Origin of the sequence: Lysobacter firmicutimachus (genome assembly GCF_037027445.1) — a bacterium.
Taxonomy (GTDB): domain Bacteria; phylum Pseudomonadota; class Gammaproteobacteria; order Xanthomonadales; family Xanthomonadaceae; genus Lysobacter; species Lysobacter firmicutimachus.
In genome coordinates this window covers 2,301,521-2,321,542 of sequence record NZ_JBANDL010000002.1, presented here as the reverse complement: position 1 = coordinate 2,321,542, position 20,022 = coordinate 2,301,521, and the positions used below count along the sequence as shown (strand labels likewise).

The following is a 20,022-nucleotide window of genomic DNA, read 5'->3' as shown; positions in this document are numbered from 1 at the left end:
CATCACCTACCGCCATCCCCCAATCCGGAGCCCTGCGCGTCAGGGAACTCCGCCCTCAGTCGCTGAACGTATCTCGCGGCGGCAGCCGTGTCGCCGAGTTTTTCTTCGATCTGTGACGCAGTCATCAGCGCTTCAGCCGAAACCGGCTGGAGCGCCAGCCGGCGTTCAGAAAATGCGCGCGCTTCGAAGGCATGGCCCAGGCGCAACTGGCGCTTGGCCATCGCGCTCAACGCCATCGCGCTGTTCGGGTCCAGGCTCAGCGCCAAACGCAGGTCGCGGTCGGCGCGCTCGCCCTGGCCGATCTGATCGGCGCAGGCGCCGCTGTTGGCCAATGCCACCGCGGGCGTCGGATAGCGCGGGTCGGCCAGGGTACGGTCGAACCAGCCCATCGCTTCGCTGGCGCGGCCGTTGGCGCACAGCCAGACGCCGTAGTTGTTGAGCGCGGCGCCGCGATCGGGCGCCAGCTCGGCGGCCTTGCGGTAGTAGCCGCCGGCCTTGGCGTTGTCGCCGGCCTGCTCGGCCATCAACGCCATCAGGCTGTAGGCCTCGGCCGACTTGGGATCGAGCTTGACCGCCTGCTTGAGCTCGGCCGCGGCCTTGTCGCGCTCGCCGAGCGAGAGGTAGCGCTGCGCGGCCTGGATCGGGCCGGCGGCGGCGCGCGCGCCGGAAAACTCGCGCTTGTCGCCCACTTCGTAATCGATCGAAGTCTGAGTGAAGCCCTTGCGCTCCATGTTCGGCTTGACGAAGGTCAGCCGGTTGCAGCCGCCGACGGCGAACGCCGCCAGGGCCAACAGGAACGCCGTGCGCAGTGCCCGCCCCGCCGTCGCGGCGGCAGTCGCGGGCGCGCGGCGGGGAGACTCAGGCTGCGGCATCGCCGATGTCCTTATCCAGGCCCTGGGCCTGCAGTTGTTTGCGGAACTCGGCCTGGCGCCGGGTCCGGTCCATGACCTGGCCCTTGAGCTGGCCGCAGGCCGCGTCGATGTCGTCGCCGCGGGTACGGCGCACCGGCGCGATCATGCCGGCCTCGTTGAGCAGCTTCTGGAAGGCGCGGATGGCCGCGTCGTCCGGGCGCTCGAAGCGGGTGCCGGGGAAAGGATTGAACGGGATCAGGTTGACCTTGGCCGCGTCCTTCATCTGCACCGCGTTGTCGAACTGGCGCAGCAGGCGGACCAGTTGCCGCGCGTGCGTCGGCTGATCGTTGACGCCCTTCATCAGGGTGTACTCGAAGGTCACCGAGGTGCCGCGCTTGCGCAGCGCGTAGCGCACGCAGGACTCCATCAGCTCGGCGATCGGGTACTTCTTGTTGAGCGGCACCAGTTCGCTGCGCAGCTCGTCGTTGGGCGCGTGCAGCGACACCGCCAGCGACACGTCGCTGACCTCGCCGAGCTTGTCGATCATCGGCACCATGCCGGCGGTCGACAGGGTCACGCGCTTGTTGGCCAGGCCGTAGCCGAGGTCGTCGCGCATGATGCTCATCGCGCGCACCACGTTGTCGAAGTTCGCCAGCGGCTCGCCCATGCCCATCATCACCACGTTGGTGAGCTTGCGCTGCTGGTGCGGGACGTTGCCGAGGTGGCGCGCCGCGACCCACACCTGGCCGATGATCTCGGCGGTGGACAGGTTGCGGTTGAAGCCCTGGGTCGCGGTCGAGCAGAACTGGCAGTTCAACGCGCAGCCGACCTGCGAGGACACGCACAGCGTGCCGCGGCCCTTGTCGGGGATGTAGACCGCCTCGATGGCGTTCTTGGTGTCCATGCCGAGCAGCCACTTGTGGGTGCCGTCGGCGGAAGGCTTGTCGAACACGACCATCGGCGCGCGCACTTGCGCATGCGCTTCGAGCTTGGCGCGCAGCGCCTTGCCCAGGTCGGTCATGTCGTTGAAGTCGGTGACGTAGCGGTGGTGGATCCACTTCATCACCTGGTGCGCGCGGTAGCGCTTCTCGCCCAGGGTCTGCTCGAAGAAGTCCTCGAGCCGGGTGCGGTCGAGATCGAACAGGTTGGTCTTGCCGTTGTCCGGCACGGCGGAGCCGGCCGCGGCCGGCTTCGCCGCCGCGCCCGCCGGAGCGGGCGCGTCCGCGCGCGAAGCGGTCTCCGCCGCCTGCGCATCGCCGGCGAGCGGAAGGTCGTTTGCGTTGTCGCGGATATCGTTCACTGCGTTGCTCGTAGTGCTCGCGTCGAGCGGATCAGCGCGGGTACACGTCGGTGGCCGGGAAGAAGTACGCGATTTCGATCGCGGCGTTCTCCAGGCTGTCCGAGCCGTGCACGGCGTTGGCGTCGATGCTGTCGGCGAAGTCGGCGCGGATCGTGCCCGGCGCGGCGTCCTTCGGATTGGTGGCGCCCATCAGCTCGCGGTTCTTGAGCACCGCGCCCTCGCCCTGCAGGACCTGGACCATCACCGGGCCGCTGATCATGAACTCGACCAGGGCGGCGAAGAACGGACGCTCGCGGTGCACGGCGTAGAAGCCTTCGGCCTCCTGCTTCGAGAGGTGCTTCATCTTGGCGGCGACGACCTTGAGGCCGGCCTTCTCGAAACGGGTGTAGATCTCGCCGACCACGTTCTTGGCAACGGCGTCGGGCTTGATGATGGACAGGGTGCGCTCCAGCGCCATGGATACTCTCCGGGTAGGCGGGCCGCTTGCGGTCGGCCCGAGAATAACAGAAAACCCGCGACGGGACGCGGGTTTAGCCGATATGGCTGCGGTAATTCTAACGGATCGCTAACCGCTTTTGCATCCTCTGGCGGTGTCCGCGGCCGGGGCTTCCGCCACCCCGTACGGATGAGTACGTTTACCGTTGACGAGCCGGGGGCGCCGCGACTAGCATCAAACAAGCGTTTGATTCAGGCCGCGGTCCGCGGTCGCCCCGCCCTTTCCGACCGGCCCGCCTTCCGCATGTCCAGCACCGCCCATTTCTCGACCAAGGACCGCATCCTCGGCGCCGCCGAAGAGCTGTTCGCCCAGTTCGGCTTCACCGGCACCTCGCTGCGCCAGGTCACCAGCCGCGCCGACGTCAACATCGCCGCGGTCAATTACCACTTCGGCAGCAAGGAAAACCTGGTCAACGAGGTATTCCGCCGGCGCATGGACGAAATGACCGGCCAGCGCATGAACGCGCTCAAGGCCGCGGTCGCCGAACACCCGGGCGAGTTGGAGCCGATCCTGGCCGCCTTCGTCGAACCGGCCCTGGCCCTGGCCCAGGACCGCAACGGCGGCGGCGCCTTCGTGCGGGTCATCGCCCGCGCCTACGCCGAGAAGAACGACAGCCTGCGCAAGTTCCTGTCCGACCACTACGGCCACGTCCTGCGCGAGTTCGCCAAGGCCATCGCCGGCGCGGTGCCGGGGCTGAGCAAGGAAGAGCTGTACTGGCGCCTGGACTTCCTGGCCGGCGCGCTGACCTACGCCATGGCCGATTTCGGCCTGATCAAGCGACCCGCCGGTGTCACCGAACAGGCGCACCGTGAACGCGCCGCGCGCGAACTGATCCGTTTCGCCGCCGCCGGCTTCAAGAGCTGAGCGGCGCCAGGCCCGGTCCCGGCGGGGACCGGCGCCGCCGGAGAGCCCAGCGCCCCGGTCGTACCCACCCGCCGCCGAACTCCTCTCGCCCACGCAGATTCCGAATTCCTTCCAAGGAGTTGTAGACGATGTCCAACCAATTGCTAGTCCGTCGCGCCGCGGTCCTCGGCGCCGGCGTCATGGGCGCCCAGATCGCCGCGCACCTCACCAACGCCGGCGTCGACACGGTCCTGTTCGACCTCGCCGCGAAGGAAGGCGACCCGAACGGGGTGGTCGCCAAGGCCATCGCCAACCTGACCAAGCTGAGCCCGGCGCCGCTGGCGAGCAAGGCTCTGGCCGAGCGCCTGACCGCCGCCAACTACGACACCGGCCTGGAACAGCTGCGCGACTGCGACCTGGTCATCGAGGCGATCGCCGAACGCATGGACTGGAAGCAGGACCTGTACAAGAAGATCGCCGCCTACGTGCCGGCGCATGCGGTGCTGGCCTCCAACACCTCCGGCCTGGGCATCAACAAGCTCGCCGAGGTGCTGCCGGAAGAGCTGCGCCACCGCTTCCTCGGCGTGCACTTCTTCAACCCGCCGCGCTACATGCACCTGGCCGAGCTGATCCCGGCCAAGACCACCGACGCGGCCGTGCTGGAGGGCCTGGAAACCTTCCTGACCACCACCCTGGGCAAGGGCGTGGTGATCGCCAAGGACACCCCGAACTTCATCGGCAACCGCATCGGCGTGTTCTCGATGCTGGCGGCGATGCACCACACCGAGCAGTTCGGCCTGGGCTTCGACACCGTCGACGCGCTGACCGGCCCGGCGATCGGCCGGCCGAAGTCGGCGACCTTCCGCACCGCCGACGTGGTCGGCCTGGACACCATGGCCCATGTCATCAAGACCATGGCCGACACCCTGCCCGACGACCCGTGGCACGCCTATTTCCAAGCGCCGAAGTGGCTGTCGGCGCTGATCGGCAAGGGCGCGCTGGGCCAGAAGACCGGCGCCGGCGTGTACACCAAGAAGGGCAAGGACATTCTGGTCCTGGACCTGAAGGCGCAGGACTACCGCGCTTCGGCCGGCGAACTCGACGCCGACGTGGCTGGCCTGCTCAAGGAAAAGGACCCGGCCAAGAAGTTCGCCGCGCTGCGCGCCAGCCAGCACCCGCAGGCGCAGTTCCTGTGGGCGGTGTTCCGCGACAGCTTCCACTACAGCGCCTTCCATCTGGAATCGATCGCCGACACCGCGCGCGACGTCGACTTCGCCATGCGCTGGGGCTACGGCTGGTCGCTGGGCCCGTTCGAGACCTGGCAGGCCGCCGGCTGGAAGCAGGTCGCCGAGTGGATCGCCGAAGACATCGTCGCCGGCAAGGCCATGGCCAGTGCGCCGCTGCCGAACTGGGTGTTCGACGGCCGCGACGGCGTGCACGACGCCAAGGGCAGCTACAGCCCGGGCCGCAACGCGCAGGTGCCGCGCTCGTCCAACCCGGTCTACGCCCGCCAGCGCTTCCCCGACGCCCTGCTCGGCGAGAAGTTCTCGCAGGGCCGCACCGTGTACGAGAACGACGGCATCCGCCTGTGGGCCGACGAAGGCGACGACATCGCCGTGATCAGCTTCAAGACCAAGATGCACACGGTCAACGATCACGTGCTCAACGGCATCCAGGAAGCCATCGCCATCGCCGAGAAGCAGTTCAAGGGCGTGGTGATCTGGCAGCCGAAGGAGCCGTTCTCGGCCGGCGCCGACCTGTCCGGCGCGCTCGGCCTGCTGCAGGCCGGCGACATCAAGGGCTTCGAGGCCATGGTCGCCAACTTCCAGGCCACCAGCCAGCGGATCAAGTACGCGCTGGTGCCGGTGGTCGCGGCGGTGCGCGGCCTGGCCCTGGGCGGCGGCTGCGAGTTCCAGATGCATGCCGCGCGCAGCGTGTTCGCGCTGGAAAGCTATATCGGCCTGGTCGAAGCCGGCGTCGGCCTGCTGCCGGCCGGCGGCGGCCTGAAGGAATTCGCGGTGCGCGCCTCCGAGGCCGCCGGTCCGGGCGGCGACGTGTTCGCCCAGCTCAAGACCGCGTTCGAGAGCGTGGCCATGGGCAAGGTCTCGACCTCGGCCTTCGAAGCGCGCGAACTCAAGCTCGCCCGCGACGGCGACGCGGTGGTGTTCAACGCCTTCGAGCTGCTGCACGTGGCCAAGGCCCAGGCCCGCGCCCTGGCCGAGAGCGGCTACCGCCCGCCGCTGCCGGCACGCCGCATCCAGGTCGCCGGCGACGTCGGCATCGCCACCTTCAAGATGCTGCTGGTCAACATGCTGGAAGGCCGCTTCATCTCGCCGCACGACTATGAGATCGCCAGCCGCATCGCCACCGTGATCTGCGGCGGCGAGATCGACCGCGGCTCGCTGGTCGACGAGGAATGGCTGCTCAAGCTCGAACGCGAACACTTCGTCGCCCTGGCGCAGATGCCGAAGACGCAGGAACGCATCGCGCACATGCTCAAGACCGGCAAGCCTCTGCGGAATTGAGATCGGGGATTCGAGATTCGGGATTCGCAAAGGCGAGCCCGAATCTCCTGCCCTAGTAACCCCGAATCCCCAATCCCGAATCCCCGCTTTCGGAGAAAGTCATGAAACAAGTGCAAGAAGCCTACATCGTCGCCGCCACCCGCACCCCGGTCGGCAAGGCGCCGCGCGGCGTGTTCCGCAATACCCGTCCGGACGACATGCTCGCCCACGTGCTCAAGTCGGTGGTCGCGCAGGCGCCGAGCATCGACCTGAGCCGCATCGACGACGCGATCATCGGCTGCGCGATGCCGGAAGGCGAGCAAGGCATGAACGTGGCGCGCATCGGCGTGCTGCTGGCCGGCCTGCCCAACACCGTCGCCGCGCAGACCATCAACCGCTTCTGCTCGTCCGGCCTGCAGGCCGTGGCCCTGGCCGCCAACGAGATCCGCCTCGGCAATGCCGATCTGGTCCTGGCCGGCGGCACCGAGTCGATGTCGATGGTGCCGATGATGGGCAACAAGGTCGCCTTGAGCCCGTCGGTGTTCAAGGACGATCATGTCGCCATCGCTTACGGCATGGGCATCACCGCCGAAAAAGTCGCCGAGGAATGGAAGGTCTCGCGCGAGGAGCAGGACGCGTTCGCCCTCGCCTCGCACCAGAAGGCCCTGGCCGCGATCCAGGCCGGCGAATTCAAGAGCGAGATCAGCCCCTACCAGATCGCCTCGCACCTGCCCGACCTGGCCGGCAATACGATCCGCCTCAAGCAGGCGCTGATCGACACCGACGAAGGCCCGCGCCTGGACACCACCCTGGACGGCCTGGGCAAGCTCAAGCCGGTGTTCCGCAACGGCCAGTTCGGCGGCACGGTGACCGCCGGCAACAGCTCGCAGATGAGCGACGGCGCCGCCGCGGTGCTGTTGGCCTCCGAGCAGGCGGTCAAGGACTACGGTCTGACCCCGCTGGCGCGCTTCGTCAGCTTCTCCGTCGCCGGCGTGCGTCCGGAGGTGATGGGCATCGGCCCGATCGCCGCGATCCCGAAGGCGCTCAAGCAGGCCGGCCTGAGCAAGGACCAGCTGGACTGGATCGAGCTCAACGAAGCCTTCGCCGCGCAGGCCCTGGCGGTGATCCGCGACAGCGATCTCGACCCGTCCAAGGTCAACCCGCTCGGCGGCGCAATCGCGCTCGGCCATCCGCTCGGCGCCACCGGCGCGGTGCGCACCGCGACGATCGTGCACGGCCTGCGCCGCCGCCAGCTCAAGTACGGCATGGTGACCATGTGCATCGGCACCGGCATGGGCGCGGCGGGCGTGTTCGAAGCGCTGTAATCGCCGACTGCGGCGCCCCGAGGAACCCCGGAGCGATCCGGGGTTTCTTTTTGCCCGCCAGCGCCGGATGCTGTCGCTCCCGCACCGTCGCCGCAGGGGCGCTCGCGATGCAGCCCATCGTCGCCGTCAAGCATCCGGGCATGTTCGATCCGGCCGAATGGCTGAAGGAAGGCGACGGACTGTTCGCTTCCGCACGCGAACTGCGCGCGCTGTGGCAGGTCCGGCGCAGAGCGCTGAAGCGCCGCCTGCGCGCGCAGCCTCCCGTCCGGATGGCGCCGCGCGAGTGGCAGCGGCTGGAAGGGATGCCGCGCGCCAGCCTGCTGCTGCTCGGCTATGCGGTGGAGATGTACTTGAAGTCCGGCCTGACCGCCGTGTACCGGGGCTGCCGGCCGGCGATGTTCGAGCGCGATCTCAGACGCGTCTATGGCCACGATCTGGGCAAGATCGCGCACGAAATCGACTACCCCGGCGCGCGAGCGCAACGCAGCGACTTCCGCGCGCTGAGGCAAGCGGTCTTGTTCGATGCGCGCTACCCGATCGCGCCGGTCGCCGGCCAGTCCTTTCACGACCAGGTCAATCGGCGCACCGCGCGCATGTGGGACCGGCGCGGGTTCGCGCGCCTGTGCCGGCTCGCGCGCGAGGTGCGCGCGCACGCGTCGCGCATCGACCGCGATCCGGATACGCCTGCGTCCTTGTACCGCGCGGATTTCGACGACGGCGGCTACCTCGCCTTCCGCAGCGGCGGCGGGCTGAGCCCCCGGATCACCTTGCGCCTGGGCCCGACCGGGCACGAGGGCGGCGACTCTCCCGCCTACGAACGGCTGCGGCGCTTGGCCTGCGACGCTCATCCGCAGATCGCCGCGCACTGGGACCGGGCGGCCAAGCGCTACGACGGCGACGACAAGACCGTCGCGATCGGCAGGCACGAAGATCCGGCGCCGCAGTCGGGCGACGGCGAAAGCTGAGCAGGTGCGGGGTTTCGCCCTGCCCCGGCGCTATTTCGGGCGGGCGACGAACTTGCCGTGGCCGTCGCGGCCGCGCTTGGCGACGGTCGGTTTTGCGCAGGCGACGAATTTGCCCCTGGCATCGCGGCAGCGTTCGGCTGCCGCTTTTCCCGCCGCAGGCGCAGCGGCGGCAGACACGGCTGCAGCGGCCGCCAGGCTCAGAGGCAACAGCGCGGCAGCGAGCGGTACGACGAACAGGCGCCGCGCGGAAGATTCCTTCGGGAAGTTCCGACAGCGGATCGCCCGCCCCGCCTGCACGGCCGCCGCTGTCGCGGCCAGGACCCCGGCATTACCGTTGTTTCATCCGCCGGCGCGGCGCTCAGGCCAGCCGGGTGCCGTTGGGCACCGGCCGTTCGATTGCGGTGATGACCACGCCCTCCTCGGTCGGAAACCCGGTCAGCAGAAACTCCGACACGAAAGGCCCGATCTGCTTGGGCGGGAAGTTGATCACCCCGACGATCTGGCGGCCGAGCAGATCCTCGGCCGCGTACAGGTGGCGGATCTGCGCGCTGGTCTTGCGGATGCCGTACGGGCCGAAATCGACCCACAGTTTCCACGCCGGCTTGCGCGCCTGCGGAAACGCCTCGACCTGGGTCACGGTGCCGGCGCAGATCAGCACCTTCTCGAAATCGCTCCACTCGATCAGGCCGTGCGCGGCTTCGTCGGTCATGCCGTCGCGGGGCGCGCGGTCGTGGGTCGGGCTCATGCGGTATGTCCTTCGTTGCGGTCTTTCCACCAGTCCTTGAACTGGGCCCAGGCATAACTGATTTGCGCCGCCGCCAGCCCGGCCGGTTTCCATGCCGACACCAGGCCGTAACGGCTCAGCTCGCGCCAGCCCTCGTCGCCTTCCGCGATCGCCGCGGCCAAGCGTTCGCCGGCGAAGGTGGTCGGCGCCACGCCGTGGCCGCCGAAGGCCTGCGCCAGCCACAGGCCGTCGTCGATGCGGCCGATCTGCGGCATCTGGTGGCGGGCGTAACTCATCAAGCCCGACCAGGCGTAGTCGATGCCGACTCCGGCCAATTGCGGAAACACCTTGAGCAGATCGCGGTACAGCAGCCGTTTGACCTGCTCCGGCGAGCGGTCCAGCACCGAGATGCGGCCGCCCCACAGCAGGCGCGTGTCCGGCAACGGCCGATAGTAGTCGAAGGCGAAGCGGGTGTCGTAGACCGCCGCCCGGGTGCGCAACGCGCGCTGCAGGTGCGCGCCGAGCGGCGCGGTGACCATGACATAGGTCGCGATCGGCATCACCGCCGCGTCGACGTCGCGGCGCAGGCCGGCCAGATAACCGCCGCAGGCCAGCACCACCTGTTCGGCCTCGACCTCGCCTTGTGCGGTGCGCACGCGCCAGCCGCTGCCGGCGCGCTGCAGCGACAGCGCCGGCGTGTCCTCGTGCACGGCCACGCCGAGCCGGGACGCCGACGCGGCCAGACCGTGGGCGTATTTGAGCGGGTGGAAATGCAATGCCTGCGGTTCGTACAAAGCATCGTGGTAGCGCTCGCTGCGCACCTGTTCGCGCACTCGCTCGCGCGACCACCACTCCCACTCCACTCCGTAATGCTCGGCCAGCAGGCGCTGGCGCTCGCGCAGCACCTGCGGATCGCGGAACCAGTTGGCCCACAGCACGCCGGCCTCGGTCGCGTCGCAGTCGATACGGTGGGCGTGGATGCGCCGACGAATCAGTTCCACCGCGCCGGTCGTACCCGCATACAAGGCGCGGGCGCGGGCCGGACCCAGCTCGCGCAGCAGCGCGTCCTCGCCGCGCGAGAAACCGCCGAACACGAAGCCGCCGTTGCGCCCCGAGGCGCCGTGACCGACGGATCGCGCCTCCAGCAGCACGACCTCCGGCCAGCCGCGCTCGGCCAAGCCCAAAGCGGTGTTGAGGCCGGCGAAGCCGCCGCCGATCACGCACACCCGGGCGTCGCGGCGCTCGCGCAACGGCGGCCAGGACGGCATCGCTTGCAGGCTGGCGCGATAGAAACTGTCGGCGGGCATGGACATGGGGCGACGGCGGCGGTTTGATGGCGAGATCGATGACGACGATTCGAACGCGATCGCAGCAGAGCCATGGACATCCACCGCGCCGATCTAGCCTACCGCAGACGCAGCCTGGCCTTGCTGGGCGCGCTCGCCCTGTTGTGCGGCCTGGGCCTGTGGCAGTGGCGGGATTGGCTGCTGGCGGTGCAGGCGCATGCACTGGCCAGCCCGGCCGCGGAGGCGCGACGCTGGCTCGGCCTGGCGATCGCGGCGATGCTGGCCGCGCCGGTGCTGCCGCTGGCGCTGTGGGGCCGCAGCCTGCGCCGGCTCGGCCGTGTGGCGGCGGACCAGGGGCGGTTTCCGCCGCGCGAATGGAAGACCTACCGCGACGTGCGCGTGCTGCGCGGCGAGGTCGCCCGGGTGTGGGCGTTGCGCAGCGCCGGGATGGGGCGTGTCGCGCAGATCGCGGCCGGCGGTTGCGCCGCGGCCGCGTCGCTGGCCCTGTTCTGGGCCAAGGGTTAGGAGACAGCGCGCGGGAGCCGGCGAATGGCGAAAGCGGAGCGCCGGCGCTGTTGCTTCGCTATCCCCTCGCCTCCGGCGGTTGCCTGCGGCCTCAGGCCAGATCCTCGACGCCTAGTTCGCTGAGCGCGTTCTGCATCAGCTGGCGCGCCGAATCGCTGAGCTTTTCGTGGTCGAGCGCGTAGCGGATCGTCGCCTCGATCAGGCCCAGATGGGTGCCGCAGTCGAAGCGCGTGCCCTGGAAACGGTAGGCGTTGACGGTTTCCTGCTCCAGCAGGGTGGCGATCGCGTCGGTCAGCTGGATCTCGCCGCCGGCGCCGGGCGTGGTGCTTTCCAGCAATTCGAAGATGCGCGGGTTGAGCACGTAGCGCCCGACCACCGCCAGATTGCTCGGCGCGACCTCGGGCTTGGGCTTCTCGACGATCGCGCGGATCCGGCCTTCGCGCGCCTGGAACCCGTCGGTGGCGACGATGCCGTAGCTGCCGGTCTGCTCGTGCGGTACGTCCTGCACCGCGATCACGCTGGCGCCGCTGGCCTGCGCCGCGTCGGCCATCTGCTTGAGCGCGCCGGGGCCGCGGTTCCAGATCAGGTCGTCCGGCAACACCACCGCGAACGGCTCGTCGCCGATCACTTCCTTGGCGCACAACACTGCATGGCCGAGGCCCAGGGCCTCGGCCTGGGTCACGAACACCGCGCGCACGCCTTCCGGCAACACGTTGCGGATCAGCTCCAACTGTTCGGTCTTGCCCGAGCGTTCGAGCTTGTGCTCTAGCTCGTAGGCCTTGTCGAAGTAGTCGGCCACCGCGTGCTTGTAGCGGTTGGTGACGAACACCAGGGTATCGCAGCCGGCCTCGATGGCCTCGTCGACGGCGTACTGGATCAACGGCCGATCCACGATCGGCAGCATTTCCTTGGGAACGGTCTTGGTGGCGGGAAGGAAACGGGTGCCGAGACCGGCCACCGGGAATACGGCCTTGCGGATGCGCGGCTTCGCGTTGGCTGTAGCCATCAAATCTTCCTGGCGTTACGGGCGGGAAAAGCGACCACCGTAGCCGACTCTTTGTAATCGGGGTGTTCTCCGACCGGCTGGAACTCGGGAACCGCCATGCGCAGCAGACTGTTCAGCGCTTCCCGGTCGTAGCGCACGGAGGCCTCGCGCAGCTGTTGCAGCGAACCTTCCAGCGCGGCCATCGACACGTCGCGCGGCTCGGCCTGCAGGATCTTGGGATGCACCGTCGGGCGGTAGCGCTCGTCGGCGTGGAACAAGGTCTCGTGCAGCTTCTCGCCCGGGCGCAGGCCGGTGTAGACGATGGCGATGTCGCGACCCGGGGTCTTGCCGGCCAGGCGGATCATCTGCTCGGCCAGCAGGCGGATCGGCACCGGCTCGCCCATGTCAAGGGTGTAGATCGCCTCATGGGTGCCGATCGCCGAGGCCTGCAGGATCAGCTGGCAGGCCTCGGGAATGGTCATGAAGAAACGGGTCACTTCCGGGTCGGTCACGGTGACCGGGCCGCCGCTGCGGATCTGTTCGCGGAACAACGGCACCACGCTGCCGGCCGAGTCGAGCACGTTGCCGAAGCGCACGGTGACGAAGCGCGTCGCGCGCTGGTCGGCCAGGGCCTGGCAGGTCATCTCGGCCAGGCGCTTGGTCGCGCCGAGCACGTTGACCGGGTCGACCGCCTTGTCGGTGGAGATCAGCACGAAGGTGCCGACGCCGGCCGCGCGGCAGGCCCGAGCCACGGTTTCGGTGGCCAGCACGTTATTGCGCACCGCTTCGCGCAGCTGCGCTTCCAGCAGCGGCACCTGCTTGTAGGCGGCGGCGTGGAAGGCGGCCTCGGGTTCGGCCAGCTTGAGCGCGTACTCGATCACCGCCTTGTCGCCGCAGTCGCCGAGGATCGGAATGAATTCGACGTCGGGGAAGTCGCGGCGCAGCGCGGTCTCGGTGGTGACCAGGGCCAGCTCGTCGATCTCGATCAGGGCGATGCGGCTGGCGCCGTGGCGGGCGCTCTGCCGGCACAGCTCCGAACCGATCGAGCCGCCGGCGCCGGTGACCAGCACCGAACGCGCGCCGAGCCAGCTGCGGATCGCCTTCCAGTCCGGCATCACCGGCTTGCGGCCGAGCAAGTCCTCGATCGCCACTTCCTTCAGCTCGCCCGGCAGCGAACGGCCCTCGAGCACGTCCTGCAGGCGCGGCACCATCCGGAACGGCACCCCGGTGCGTTCGCAGGCCATCACCACCCGCTGCATCGCGTTGGCGTCGGCCGACGGCATCGCGATCACCAGCAGCTTGGCCGCGGTCTCGCGCGCGATCTCGGCGACGTCCTCGACCCGGCCCAGCACCGGCACGCCCTGGACCTTGCTGCCGCGCAGGCGCGCGGCGTCGTCGAGGAAGCCGACCGGGTGGTAGGTGCCGAAGCGGCGCAGATCGCGCACCAGCGCCTCGCCGGCGCGGCCGGCGCCGAGGATCAGGATCCGCACCGACACCGCATTGGCGCTGTCGATTCGGCTGTCCTTCCAGGCCCGGTACAGCAGGCGCGGCGCGCCGAGCATGCCCATCAGCACCAGCGGATACAGCACCAGCACCGTGCGCGGCACCAGGTCGAGACGGTTGTACAGGAACAGGCCCAGCACGATCGCGAACAGGCCGAGCATGCAGGCCTTGAAGATATTCCAAAGGTCCGGCACGCCGGCGAAGCGCCACAGGCCGCGGTACAGGCCGACCTGCCAGAACACCAGGCCCTGCGCCGCCAGCACCAGGGCGATCTCGGTCGACCACAACGGCAGCGTCGGCGGCGTCACCACGACCCCGAAGCGCAGCTTGTGCAGGGCCTGCCAGACCAGCCACACCATCGCGAGATCGTGCGCGACCACCGCCAACCGTGGCAGGCCGCCTTTGAGACGATCACGCAATGAGTTCATTCCTTGCCCCAGCTGAAGTCGGTCGGATTAGCGTTATGGCTGTCGCGGATTGCAACGATGACGCCCCGCCGGCGATCGGTCGGGGCGTCGGTCGGCCTAGTCCCGGTCGCGGGGTTCGGCCTGGCGTATCAGCCACCAAAAAAAAGCGCCGGACATATACCACGCCGCTCCCATACCCAGGATGAAACCGGTCCGGACTTCGGTCACATAGCGCAGGGACACTACGGCCAACAGCGTGAAAGCCCCATAAGCGAGCGTGACCCGGGTGTGTCCGATCCGTCGCGCCCAGGCCTGGTAGGCGTGCTGGGTGTGCGGCGTCCACCAGCGCTCGCCGCGGCGCACCCGGCTCAACAAGGTCAAGCCGGCATCCACCATGAATGCGGCCAAGGGCCACAACAACAGGGCTGAACGCGAACCGAGCCCGCTCGCCGCCAGCGCCGCCAGCCCGGCCGCGGCGTAGCCGATCGCGCCGCTGCCGACGTCGCCCATGAAGATGCGCGCCCGCGGGAAATTGAACGGCAGGAAACCCAGGCAAGCCGCGGCCAGGGCCAGGGCCAGCCAACTCCACACCGGACCGCCGAGCCAGGCCAGGGCCAACGCGACCAGGGCCGCCTGGGACGCGGCCAGGCCGTTGATCCCGTCCATGAAGTTCCACACGTTGGTCAGGCCGATCGCCAACGCGAACGTCGCCAGTCCCAGCCAGGCCTCGCCGTGGATCGTACCCACCGCGACGCCCAGCAGGGCCGCGGCTGCGGCATGCACTCCCAGGCGCAGCCACGGCGACAGGGGCCGGTGGTCGTCGATCCAGCCGATGCCCGCAATCAGGACCAGCCCCAGCCCGAATGCCGCCGCCAGCGGCGCATGGGAAGGGAAACGCACGCCGACCGCGACCGTCGCGATCAGCAACGCCGCGACAATCGCGATGCCGCCGCCGCGCGGGGTCGCCACGCTATGGCTGCGGCGCTCGCCGGGCTCGTCGATCATGCGCCGGTGCAGCGCATAGGCGCGCGCCAGCCAGGTGCCTGCGGCGCCGAGCGCCGCATAGATCGCAATCCAGGCCCACATCGCTCAGACCACCGCGTAGTTGAGCAGCGGCTTGACCGTGCCCCACTCCTTGCAACTCGGGCATTGCCAGTGATGGCTGCGCGCGCCGAAACCGCAACGGTTGCAGCGGTAGCTGGGGTTGCGCACCAGCAATTGGTCGGTGATGTGCTTGAGGTCGTGCAAGGTGGCCAGCGGGTCGGCGTTCTCGGCCAGGGTCAGGTCGATCAGCGCCGCCTCGCCGCGCACCGACGGCCGATCCTTGAGCTGCCGCGCCAGGTAGGCGCGCGCCGCCGGCACGCCGTCTTCGGCTTCGACCATGCGGGTCAGGGCCAGCACCGGCGCGATGCCGCGGTAGTGCTCGCACATCTCGGCCAGGAACGCGCGAGCGCCGGTCGCATCACCGTCGCGCTCGTAGCAGCTCAGCAGCGCCGGCAGTACTTCCGGCAGGTAGTCCGGGTCGGCGCGGGCGACGCGCTCGAAGGCGCGGATCGCCGCCGCGTCGTTGCCGGCCTCGACTTCGATCCGGCCTTCCAGCATGCCGGCCCGGACCGAATTGGCGTCGGCCTCGTAGGCGCGCTTGACCGCCTCGCGCGCGGCCTCGATCTCGCCGGCGGCGCGGTGGCGATCGGCCAGCTCGCACTCGAACTGGGCGATCAGCTTGCCCATCGGCTCGCCGGTCGCGGCCTCGTAGCGTTGCGCGTTCTCGATCGCCTTGCCCCAGTCGCGCTCGGCCTGGTAGATGCCGATCAGATGGCGCAGCGCCAGCGGCGCGCGCATGTCCAGCGCGACCAGGTCGCTGAACACCGTCTCGGCGCGGTCGAGCAGGCCCGAGCGCATGTAGTCCTCGCCCAGCGCGAGCAGGGCCTGGACCTTCTGCTGATCGCTCAGGCCCGGACGCTGGACCAGCGCCTGGTGCAGGCGGATCGCGCGGTCGACCTCGCCGCGGCGGCGGAACAGATGGCCCAGCGCGACCTGGGTTTCGAAGGTGTCCTTATCCAGTTCGGCGATGTGCAGGAACAGTTCGATCGCCTTGTCCGGCTGCTCGTTGAGCAGGTAGTTGAGGCCGCGGAAATACGTGGTCGACAGGCGGCTGACCTGGGTGTCGCTATGGCGCTCGCCGCCGCGCCGTCCGACCACCCAGCCGCCGACGGCGGCGATCGGCAGCAACAGGAAGAACCAGAACCACTGGCTGATGAACTCCATGCTCAGACCTCGGGGCCGGTCAGGGTCGGCGCCGGAGCCGGCGCGGCGGACGCGGCGCGCTCGGCGCGGGCCAGGCGGCGGCGCAACGGCAGCACCACGCTGGCGCTGATCGCCAGGCCGCCGATCAGGGCGCCGATCAGCAAGGCCACGATCAGGGCGATGCCCAGCGAGGTCGGCGGCACGAAGCCGACGCCCAGATCGATGCTCACGATCTGGCGGTTGAGTGCGCCGAGGATCGCCCCTGCCGCGAGGCAGGCCAAGGCGACGAGAAGGCGGATCACGCGCATGGGAAGGTTCCGGAAGTCGTGCACCGGCGGGTGCGTGTCGCGCCTAGCTTAGCGGACGCGAATGCAGGCCGCGTAGAGGCGCGCAGCGCAAGGGCCGGGGTCGGTGTCGGCACCGGGCGGGCCGACGCAAAGCGATGAACGGCGAAGCCGGCGTTGCGCACCGAAGCCCGGCGCGACGAACGCGCGATCAGGCGTCTTCGTCGAGCGGGGTCGCCCCGCTGACGCGCTCGCGCAGTTCCTTGCCGGGCTTGAAGTGCGGCACGTGCTTGCCGGGCAGCGCGACCGATTCGCCGGTCTTGGGATTGCGGCCCAGGCGCGGCGGACGGTAATGCAGGGAGAAGCTGCCGAAACCGCGGATCTCGATGCGGTCGCCGGCGGAAAGCGCGCCGCCCATCATTTCCAACAAAGCCTTCACCGCCAGATCCACATCGTCGCCCTTGAGATGGGCCTGACGCTGCGAAAGGATCTCGATGAGTTCGGACTTGGTCATAGGCGAAACGTGGCCTGGCCGCGAAAGATTCGGAAGTGCTGCGGCGTCGCGATCGCTCGCGATCCCCGGCCGCAGACCGAGGGCGGCCCGGCCCTGCCGGGCCGCCTCGGTGGAGCATCGGTGTTGCCGGCCCGGACGAACCGGGCCGTAGTGCCTGAAACGGAAGAGCGATTACTCGGACTTGCCGCCCAGACGCTCGCGCAGCAGCGCGCCGAGGCTGGTGGTGCCGCTGGCGGCGTCGCCGGCCTGACGGTTGTAGTCGGCCAGGGCCTCCTGCTGCTCGGCTTCGTCCTTCGCCTTGATCGACAGCTGCATGCTGCGACCCTTGCGATCGGTACCGATGATCTTGGCCTCGACTTCCTGGCCGACCTTCAGGTACTGCGAAGCGTCTTCGACGCGCTCCTTGGCGATGTCGCGCGCGGCGACGTAGCCTTCGATGCCGTCGGCCAGCTCGATGGTGGCGCCCTTGGCGTCGACTTCCTTCACCGTGCCCTTGACGATCGAGCCCTTGGCGTTGGAAGCGACGTACTGACCCATCGGGTCCTGCTCCAGCTGCTTGACGCCCAGGCTGATGCGCTCGCGCTCCGGATCGACCGCCAGGACCACGGCTTCCAGCGTGTCGCCCTTCTTGAAGTTGCGAACCACGTCTTCGCCGGTGGTGTTCCAGCTGATGTCGGACAGGTGGACCAGGCCGTCGATGCCGCCGTCCAGGCCGATGAAGATGCCGAAGTCGGTGATCGACTTGATCTGGCCTTCGACCTTGTCGCCCTTCTTGTGGATGGCCGCGAAGGTCTCCCACGGGTTGCTGGTGACCTGCTTCATGCCCAGCGAGATGCGGCGACGCTCTTCGTCGACGTCCAGAACCATGACCTGAACCTCGTCGCCGACCTGCACGATCTTGGACGGGTTGACGTTCTTGTTGGTCCAGTCCATCTCGGACACGTGCACCAGGCCTTCGACGCCCGGCTCGATCTCGACGAACGCGCCGTAGTCGGTGACGTTGCTGACCTTGCCGAACACGCGGGTGTTGGCCGGGTAGCGACGGGCGATGTTGTCCCACGGATCCTCGCCCAGCTGCTTGAGGCCGAGCGAAACGCGGTTGCGCTCGCGGTCGTACTTGAGCACGCGGACGTCCAGCTCCTGGCCGACTTCGACCACTTCGGACGGATGACGCACGCGCTTCCACGCCATGTCGGTGATGTGCAGCAGGCCGTCGATGCCGCCGAGGTCGACGAACGCGCCGTAGTCGGTGAGGTTCTTGACCACGCCCTTGAGGATCGCGCCTTCCTGCAGCTTCTCCATCAGCTGTTCGCGCTCGACGCTGTACTCGCTCTCGACCACCGCGCGGCGGGAGACGACGATGTTATTGCGCTTGCGGTCCAGCTTGATGAGCTTGAACTCGAGTTCCTTGCCTTCGAGATAGGCGGAGTCGCGCACCGGGCGCACGTCCACCAGCGAACCCGGCAGGAAGCCGCGGACATCCTTGATGTCGACGGTGAAACCGCCCTTGACCTTGCCGCTGATGCGGCCGGTGATGGTTTCGTTCTTTTCCAGCGCGGCTTCCAGCTCGTCCCACACCATCGCGCGCTTGGCCTTCTCGCGCGAGAGTACGGTTTCGCCGAAGCCATTTTCGATCGAGTCGAGGGCGACCTTGACTTCGTCGCCTTCGGCGACGTCGATCTCGCCGGCGTCGTTACGGAACTGTTCGATCGGCACGATGCCTTCGGACTTCAGGCCGGCGTTGATCACCACCACGTCGCCGCGGACTTCCACGACGACGCCGGTGACGATGGCGCCCGGCTTCAGCTTGGCCAGGTACTGCTGGCTCTGTTCGAACAGTTCGGCAAATGATTCGGTCATTGGATTGAATACTCGGTTGAACACACGGGCCGCACCGGCTGGCATCGTCGCCGTCGTGGCGACGCAAGCAGCGCGTGGTCGACCCACCCGTTATGTGATGCGATGGAGCCGCACCATGTGTTGTGGTTGATCCGCCGCGGAATGCGACGGGGCTGTTGCAGCATCCGCTGCGGGGAAAACGTCCGCGCGATGTCGCTCAGTGCGCCGGCAACAAGGCCAGCACCTGTTCGACCACCGCGTCGATGCCCAAGCCGGTGGTGTCGATGCGCACGGCATCGATGGCCGGTCGCAGCGGCGCCACCGCGCGCTGGGCGTCGCGCGCGTCGCGGGCGAGAATCTCCCGTAGCAGACCGTCTAAAGTAACCGAAACCCCTTTGTCTTTCAACTGCTTATAACGCCTCTCCGCCCTTTCCTCGGCGCTGGCGGTCAAAAACACCTTGAACGGGGCGTCCGGGAAGATGACCGTGCCCATGTCGCGGCCGTCGGCCACCAGGCCCGGCAGCTGCCGGAACGCCCGCTGGCGGTCCTTCAGCGCGGCCCGGACCTCGGGGATGGCGGCGATGGCCGAGGCGGCCGCTCCGGCCGTTTCGGTGCGCAGCTCGTCGGTGGCGTCGACCTCGTTGACCAGGACGCGCAGCTCGCCGGCCTGTTCACGGAAGCCGATCCGGGTGTCGAAGGCGCAGCGGACCAGGGCGGCCGGGTCGGCCAGATCGAGGTCGGCCCAGCCGGCGGCGACACCGACCGCCCGGTACAGGGCGCCGGAGTCCAGGTAGTGCCAGCCCAGGCGCTGGGCGACCAGGCGGCTGATCGTGCCCTTGCCGGAGCCGGAGGGGCCGTCGATGGTGAGGACGGGGACGAAGATAGAGTCGGAAGATGCGCTGTTCATGACTGTATTATGCGGCCGTCGCAGCGCTTTCTCCGCCGACCCCGCCGCCGGCCGCGGCCGGATATCGGCGCACCGCCGCCCGGCCCGCCCCGACATGCCGCGGCGGCACCCACCCGGCCCGGGCCACCTTCTCCGCCGCCGCACGGCCCGGTCCGGCGGGCCGCAGCCGGCGCCAGGCGCAGATTTCTTCCTGCAAGCACTTGATCGGGCGAGTTTTTATCCGCTAGAATCGCGGGCTTAATTTTCCACCCGCTTTATTTCACCCACTTTTTGCCGAGGTCTGTCATGAAGGTCCTGTCCTCTCTGAAGTCGGCGAAGGCCCGTCACCGCGACTGCAAGGTCGTCCGCCGCCGCGGCAAGGTCTTCGTGATTTGCAAGTCGAACCCCCGTTTCAAGGCGCGTCAGCGCTGAGTCGCGACGGCGGATTTCAAGTCCGCCGCCCGGGTTCAAGTCGAAAGCCGCCGCAAGGCGGCTTTCTTCGTTATGCCCCTCGGACCCGCCCCGCCCTCGCCTTCGC

Annotated in this window: 19 protein-coding genes; 6 read left to right on the top strand and 13 right to left on the bottom strand. The window is 68.8% G+C overall.

The genetic code is table 11. The features are described 5' to 3' along the window. Nucleotides 1-2: 2 nt before the first annotated feature. The 3 genes from pilW to ndk form a co-directional block, all read right to left on the bottom strand. Nucleotides 3-872 carry a type IV pilus biogenesis/stability protein PilW gene (gene pilW / locus V2J18_RS10315; protein WP_336131731.1) on the bottom strand — a complete coding sequence of 290 codons (870 nt, stop codon included), beginning with the start codon at nt 870-872 and terminating at the stop codon, nt 3-5. Beyond that, complete coding sequence (gene rlmN, locus V2J18_RS10310) at nt 859-2,019, bottom strand: dual-specificity RNA methyltransferase RlmN (RefSeq protein WP_064749916.1); 1,161 nt, start codon at nt 2,017-2,019, stop codon at nt 859-861. The genes pilW and rlmN overlap by 14 nt, the downstream gene beginning before the upstream one ends. 163 nt (nt 2,020-2,182) lie before the next feature. Continuing rightward, on the bottom strand, nt 2,183-2,608 hold the full coding sequence (gene ndk, locus V2J18_RS10305; RefSeq protein WP_064749899.1) for a nucleoside-diphosphate kinase: 426 nt from the start codon (nt 2,606-2,608) through the stop codon (nt 2,183-2,185). Nucleotides 2,609-2,890: 282 nt separating this feature from the next. Here ndk and V2J18_RS10300 point away from each other — a divergent pair, with 282 nt between their 5' ends. From V2J18_RS10300 to V2J18_RS10285, 4 genes are all read left to right on the top strand, one after another. Beyond that, nucleotides 2,891-3,511 (top strand): TetR/AcrR family transcriptional regulator, encoded by a 621-nt coding sequence (locus V2J18_RS10300; RefSeq protein ID WP_064749901.1) that lies wholly within the window; start codon nt 2,891-2,893, stop codon nt 3,509-3,511. Nucleotides 3,512-3,639: 128 nt separating this feature from the next. Then, complete coding sequence (locus V2J18_RS10295) at nt 3,640-6,015, top strand: 3-hydroxyacyl-CoA dehydrogenase/enoyl-CoA hydratase family protein (protein WP_064749903.1); 2,376 nt, start codon at nt 3,640-3,642, stop codon at nt 6,013-6,015. A 101-nt stretch (nt 6,016-6,116) separates the two neighbouring features. Next, the gene (locus tag V2J18_RS10290) at nt 6,117-7,319 is read left to right on the top strand and encodes an acetyl-CoA C-acyltransferase (protein WP_064749905.1); all 1,203 of its coding nucleotides are present in this window, start codon (nt 6,117-6,119) and stop codon (nt 7,317-7,319) included. A gap of 107 nt (nt 7,320-7,426) precedes the next feature. Further along, entirely contained in the window at nt 7,427-8,284 is an 858-nt protein-coding gene (locus V2J18_RS10285) for a hypothetical protein (RefSeq protein WP_336131730.1), read from the top strand. A gap of 358 nt (nt 8,285-8,642) precedes the next feature. On the opposite strand, the gene V2J18_RS10280 is transcribed toward V2J18_RS10285, so the two are convergent. Both V2J18_RS10280 and V2J18_RS10275 read right to left on the bottom strand, forming a co-directional pair. Further along, entirely contained in the window at nt 8,643-8,993 is a 351-nt protein-coding gene (locus tag V2J18_RS10280) for a tRNA-binding protein (protein WP_336133090.1), read from the bottom strand. A gap of 32 nt (nt 8,994-9,025) precedes the next feature. Continuing rightward, nucleotides 9,026-10,321: an NAD(P)/FAD-dependent oxidoreductase gene (locus V2J18_RS10275; protein WP_064749910.1), complete on the bottom strand. Its 1,296-nt coding sequence runs from the start codon at nt 10,319-10,321 to the stop codon at nt 9,026-9,028. Between the two features lie 66 nt (nt 10,322-10,387). Between V2J18_RS10275 and V2J18_RS10270 the strand changes: the two genes are divergently transcribed. After that, nucleotides 10,388-10,819, top strand: a complete 432-nt coding sequence (locus tag V2J18_RS10270) for a hypothetical protein (RefSeq protein ID WP_064749912.1) — start codon at nt 10,388-10,390, stop codon at nt 10,817-10,819. 91 nt (nt 10,820-10,910) lie between these two features. Here the strand turns inward: V2J18_RS10270 and galU are convergent, their stop codons facing one another. The 8 genes from galU to cmk form a co-directional block, all read right to left on the bottom strand. After that, on the bottom strand, nt 10,911-11,825 hold the full coding sequence (gene galU / locus V2J18_RS10265) for a UTP--glucose-1-phosphate uridylyltransferase GalU (protein WP_064749913.1): 915 nt from the start codon (nt 11,823-11,825) through the stop codon (nt 10,911-10,913). After that, nucleotides 11,825-13,735 carry a polysaccharide biosynthesis protein gene (locus V2J18_RS10260; protein ID WP_336131729.1) on the bottom strand — a complete coding sequence of 637 codons (1,911 nt, stop codon included), beginning with the start codon at nt 13,733-13,735 and terminating at the stop codon, nt 11,825-11,827. The genes galU and V2J18_RS10260 overlap by 1 nt, the downstream gene beginning before the upstream one ends. A gap of 96 nt (nt 13,736-13,831) precedes the next feature. Continuing rightward, on the bottom strand, nt 13,832-14,800 hold the full coding sequence (locus V2J18_RS10255; RefSeq protein ID WP_336131728.1) for an MraY family glycosyltransferase: 969 nt from the start codon (nt 14,798-14,800) through the stop codon (nt 13,832-13,834). Nucleotides 14,801-14,803: 3 nt separating this feature from the next. Next, on the bottom strand, nt 14,804-15,982 hold the full coding sequence (gene lapB, locus V2J18_RS10250; protein WP_064749919.1) for a lipopolysaccharide assembly protein LapB: 1,179 nt from the start codon (nt 15,980-15,982) through the stop codon (nt 14,804-14,806). Between the two features lie 2 nt (nt 15,983-15,984). After that, nucleotides 15,985-16,269, bottom strand: coding sequence for a lipopolysaccharide assembly protein LapA domain-containing protein (locus V2J18_RS10245; RefSeq protein WP_064749920.1), 285 nt, complete (start codon nt 16,267-16,269; stop codon nt 15,985-15,987). Between the two features lie 187 nt (nt 16,270-16,456). Next, nucleotides 16,457-16,759 (bottom strand): integration host factor subunit beta, encoded by a 303-nt coding sequence (locus V2J18_RS10240; protein WP_064749921.1) that lies wholly within the window; start codon nt 16,757-16,759, stop codon nt 16,457-16,459. A gap of 171 nt (nt 16,760-16,930) precedes the next feature. Then, entirely contained in the window at nt 16,931-18,619 is a 1,689-nt protein-coding gene (gene rpsA, locus V2J18_RS10235; RefSeq protein WP_064749922.1) for a 30S ribosomal protein S1, read from the bottom strand. A gap of 196 nt (nt 18,620-18,815) precedes the next feature. Next, complete coding sequence (cmk, locus tag V2J18_RS10230; RefSeq protein ID WP_336131727.1) at nt 18,816-19,505, bottom strand: (d)CMP kinase; 690 nt, start codon at nt 19,503-19,505, stop codon at nt 18,816-18,818. Nucleotides 19,506-19,790: 285 nt separating this feature from the next. Here cmk and ykgO point away from each other — a divergent pair, with 285 nt between their 5' ends. Continuing rightward, a complete protein-coding gene (ykgO, locus tag V2J18_RS10225) occupies nt 19,791-19,916 on the top strand; it encodes a type B 50S ribosomal protein L36 (protein WP_010342887.1) in 126 nt (41 codons plus the stop codon). The last annotated feature ends 106 nt before the right edge of the window (nt 19,917-20,022 follow it).

Excerpts from the sequence above, each read along its gene's own strand:
- V2J18_RS10245 (WP_064749920.1), bottom strand. The coding sequence starts at position 16,269 with ATGCGCGTGATCCGCCTTCTCGTCGCCTTGGCCTGCCTCGCGGCAGGG.
- lapB (WP_064749919.1), bottom strand. The coding sequence starts at position 15,982 with ATGGAGTTCATCAGCCAGTGGTTCTGGTTCTTCCTGTTGCTGCCGATC.
- V2J18_RS10255 (WP_336131728.1), bottom strand. The coding sequence starts at position 14,800 with ATGTGGGCCTGGATTGCGATCTATGCGGCGCTCGGCGCCGCAGGCACC.
- V2J18_RS10260 (WP_336131729.1), bottom strand. The coding sequence starts at position 13,735 with ATGAACTCATTGCGTGATCGTCTCAAAGGCGGCCTGCCACGGTTGGCG.
- rpsA (WP_064749922.1), bottom strand. The coding sequence starts at position 18,619 with ATGACCGAATCATTTGCCGAACTGTTCGAACAGAGCCAGCAGTACCTG.
- V2J18_RS10300 (WP_064749901.1), top strand. The coding sequence starts at position 2,891 with ATGTCCAGCACCGCCCATTTCTCGACCAAGGACCGCATCCTCGGCGCC.
- V2J18_RS10240 (WP_064749921.1), bottom strand. The coding sequence starts at position 16,759 with ATGACCAAGTCCGAACTCATCGAGATCCTTTCGCAGCGTCAGGCCCAT.
- V2J18_RS10280 (WP_336133090.1), bottom strand. The coding sequence starts at position 8,993 with ATGACCGACGAAGCCGCGCACGGCCTGATCGAGTGGAGCGATTTCGAG.
- V2J18_RS10295 (WP_064749903.1), top strand. The coding sequence starts at position 3,640 with ATGTCCAACCAATTGCTAGTCCGTCGCGCCGCGGTCCTCGGCGCCGGC.
- V2J18_RS10285 (WP_336131730.1), top strand. The coding sequence starts at position 7,427 with ATGCAGCCCATCGTCGCCGTCAAGCATCCGGGCATGTTCGATCCGGCC.
- galU (WP_064749913.1), bottom strand. The coding sequence starts at position 11,825 with ATGGCTACAGCCAACGCGAAGCCGCGCATCCGCAAGGCCGTATTCCCG.
- V2J18_RS10270 (WP_064749912.1), top strand. The coding sequence starts at position 10,388 with ATGGACATCCACCGCGCCGATCTAGCCTACCGCAGACGCAGCCTGGCC.
- V2J18_RS10275 (WP_064749910.1), bottom strand. The coding sequence starts at position 10,321 with ATGTCCATGCCCGCCGACAGTTTCTATCGCGCCAGCCTGCAAGCGATG.
- ndk (WP_064749899.1), bottom strand. The coding sequence starts at position 2,608 with ATGGCGCTGGAGCGCACCCTGTCCATCATCAAGCCCGACGCCGTTGCC.
- cmk (WP_336131727.1), bottom strand. The coding sequence starts at position 19,505 with ATGAACAGCGCATCTTCCGACTCTATCTTCGTCCCCGTCCTCACCATC.
- pilW (WP_336131731.1), bottom strand. The coding sequence starts at position 872 with ATGCCGCAGCCTGAGTCTCCCCGCCGCGCGCCCGCGACTGCCGCCGCG.
- ykgO (WP_010342887.1), top strand. The coding sequence starts at position 19,791 with ATGAAGGTCCTGTCCTCTCTGAAGTCGGCGAAGGCCCGTCACCGCGAC.
- V2J18_RS10290 (WP_064749905.1), top strand. The coding sequence starts at position 6,117 with ATGAAACAAGTGCAAGAAGCCTACATCGTCGCCGCCACCCGCACCCCG.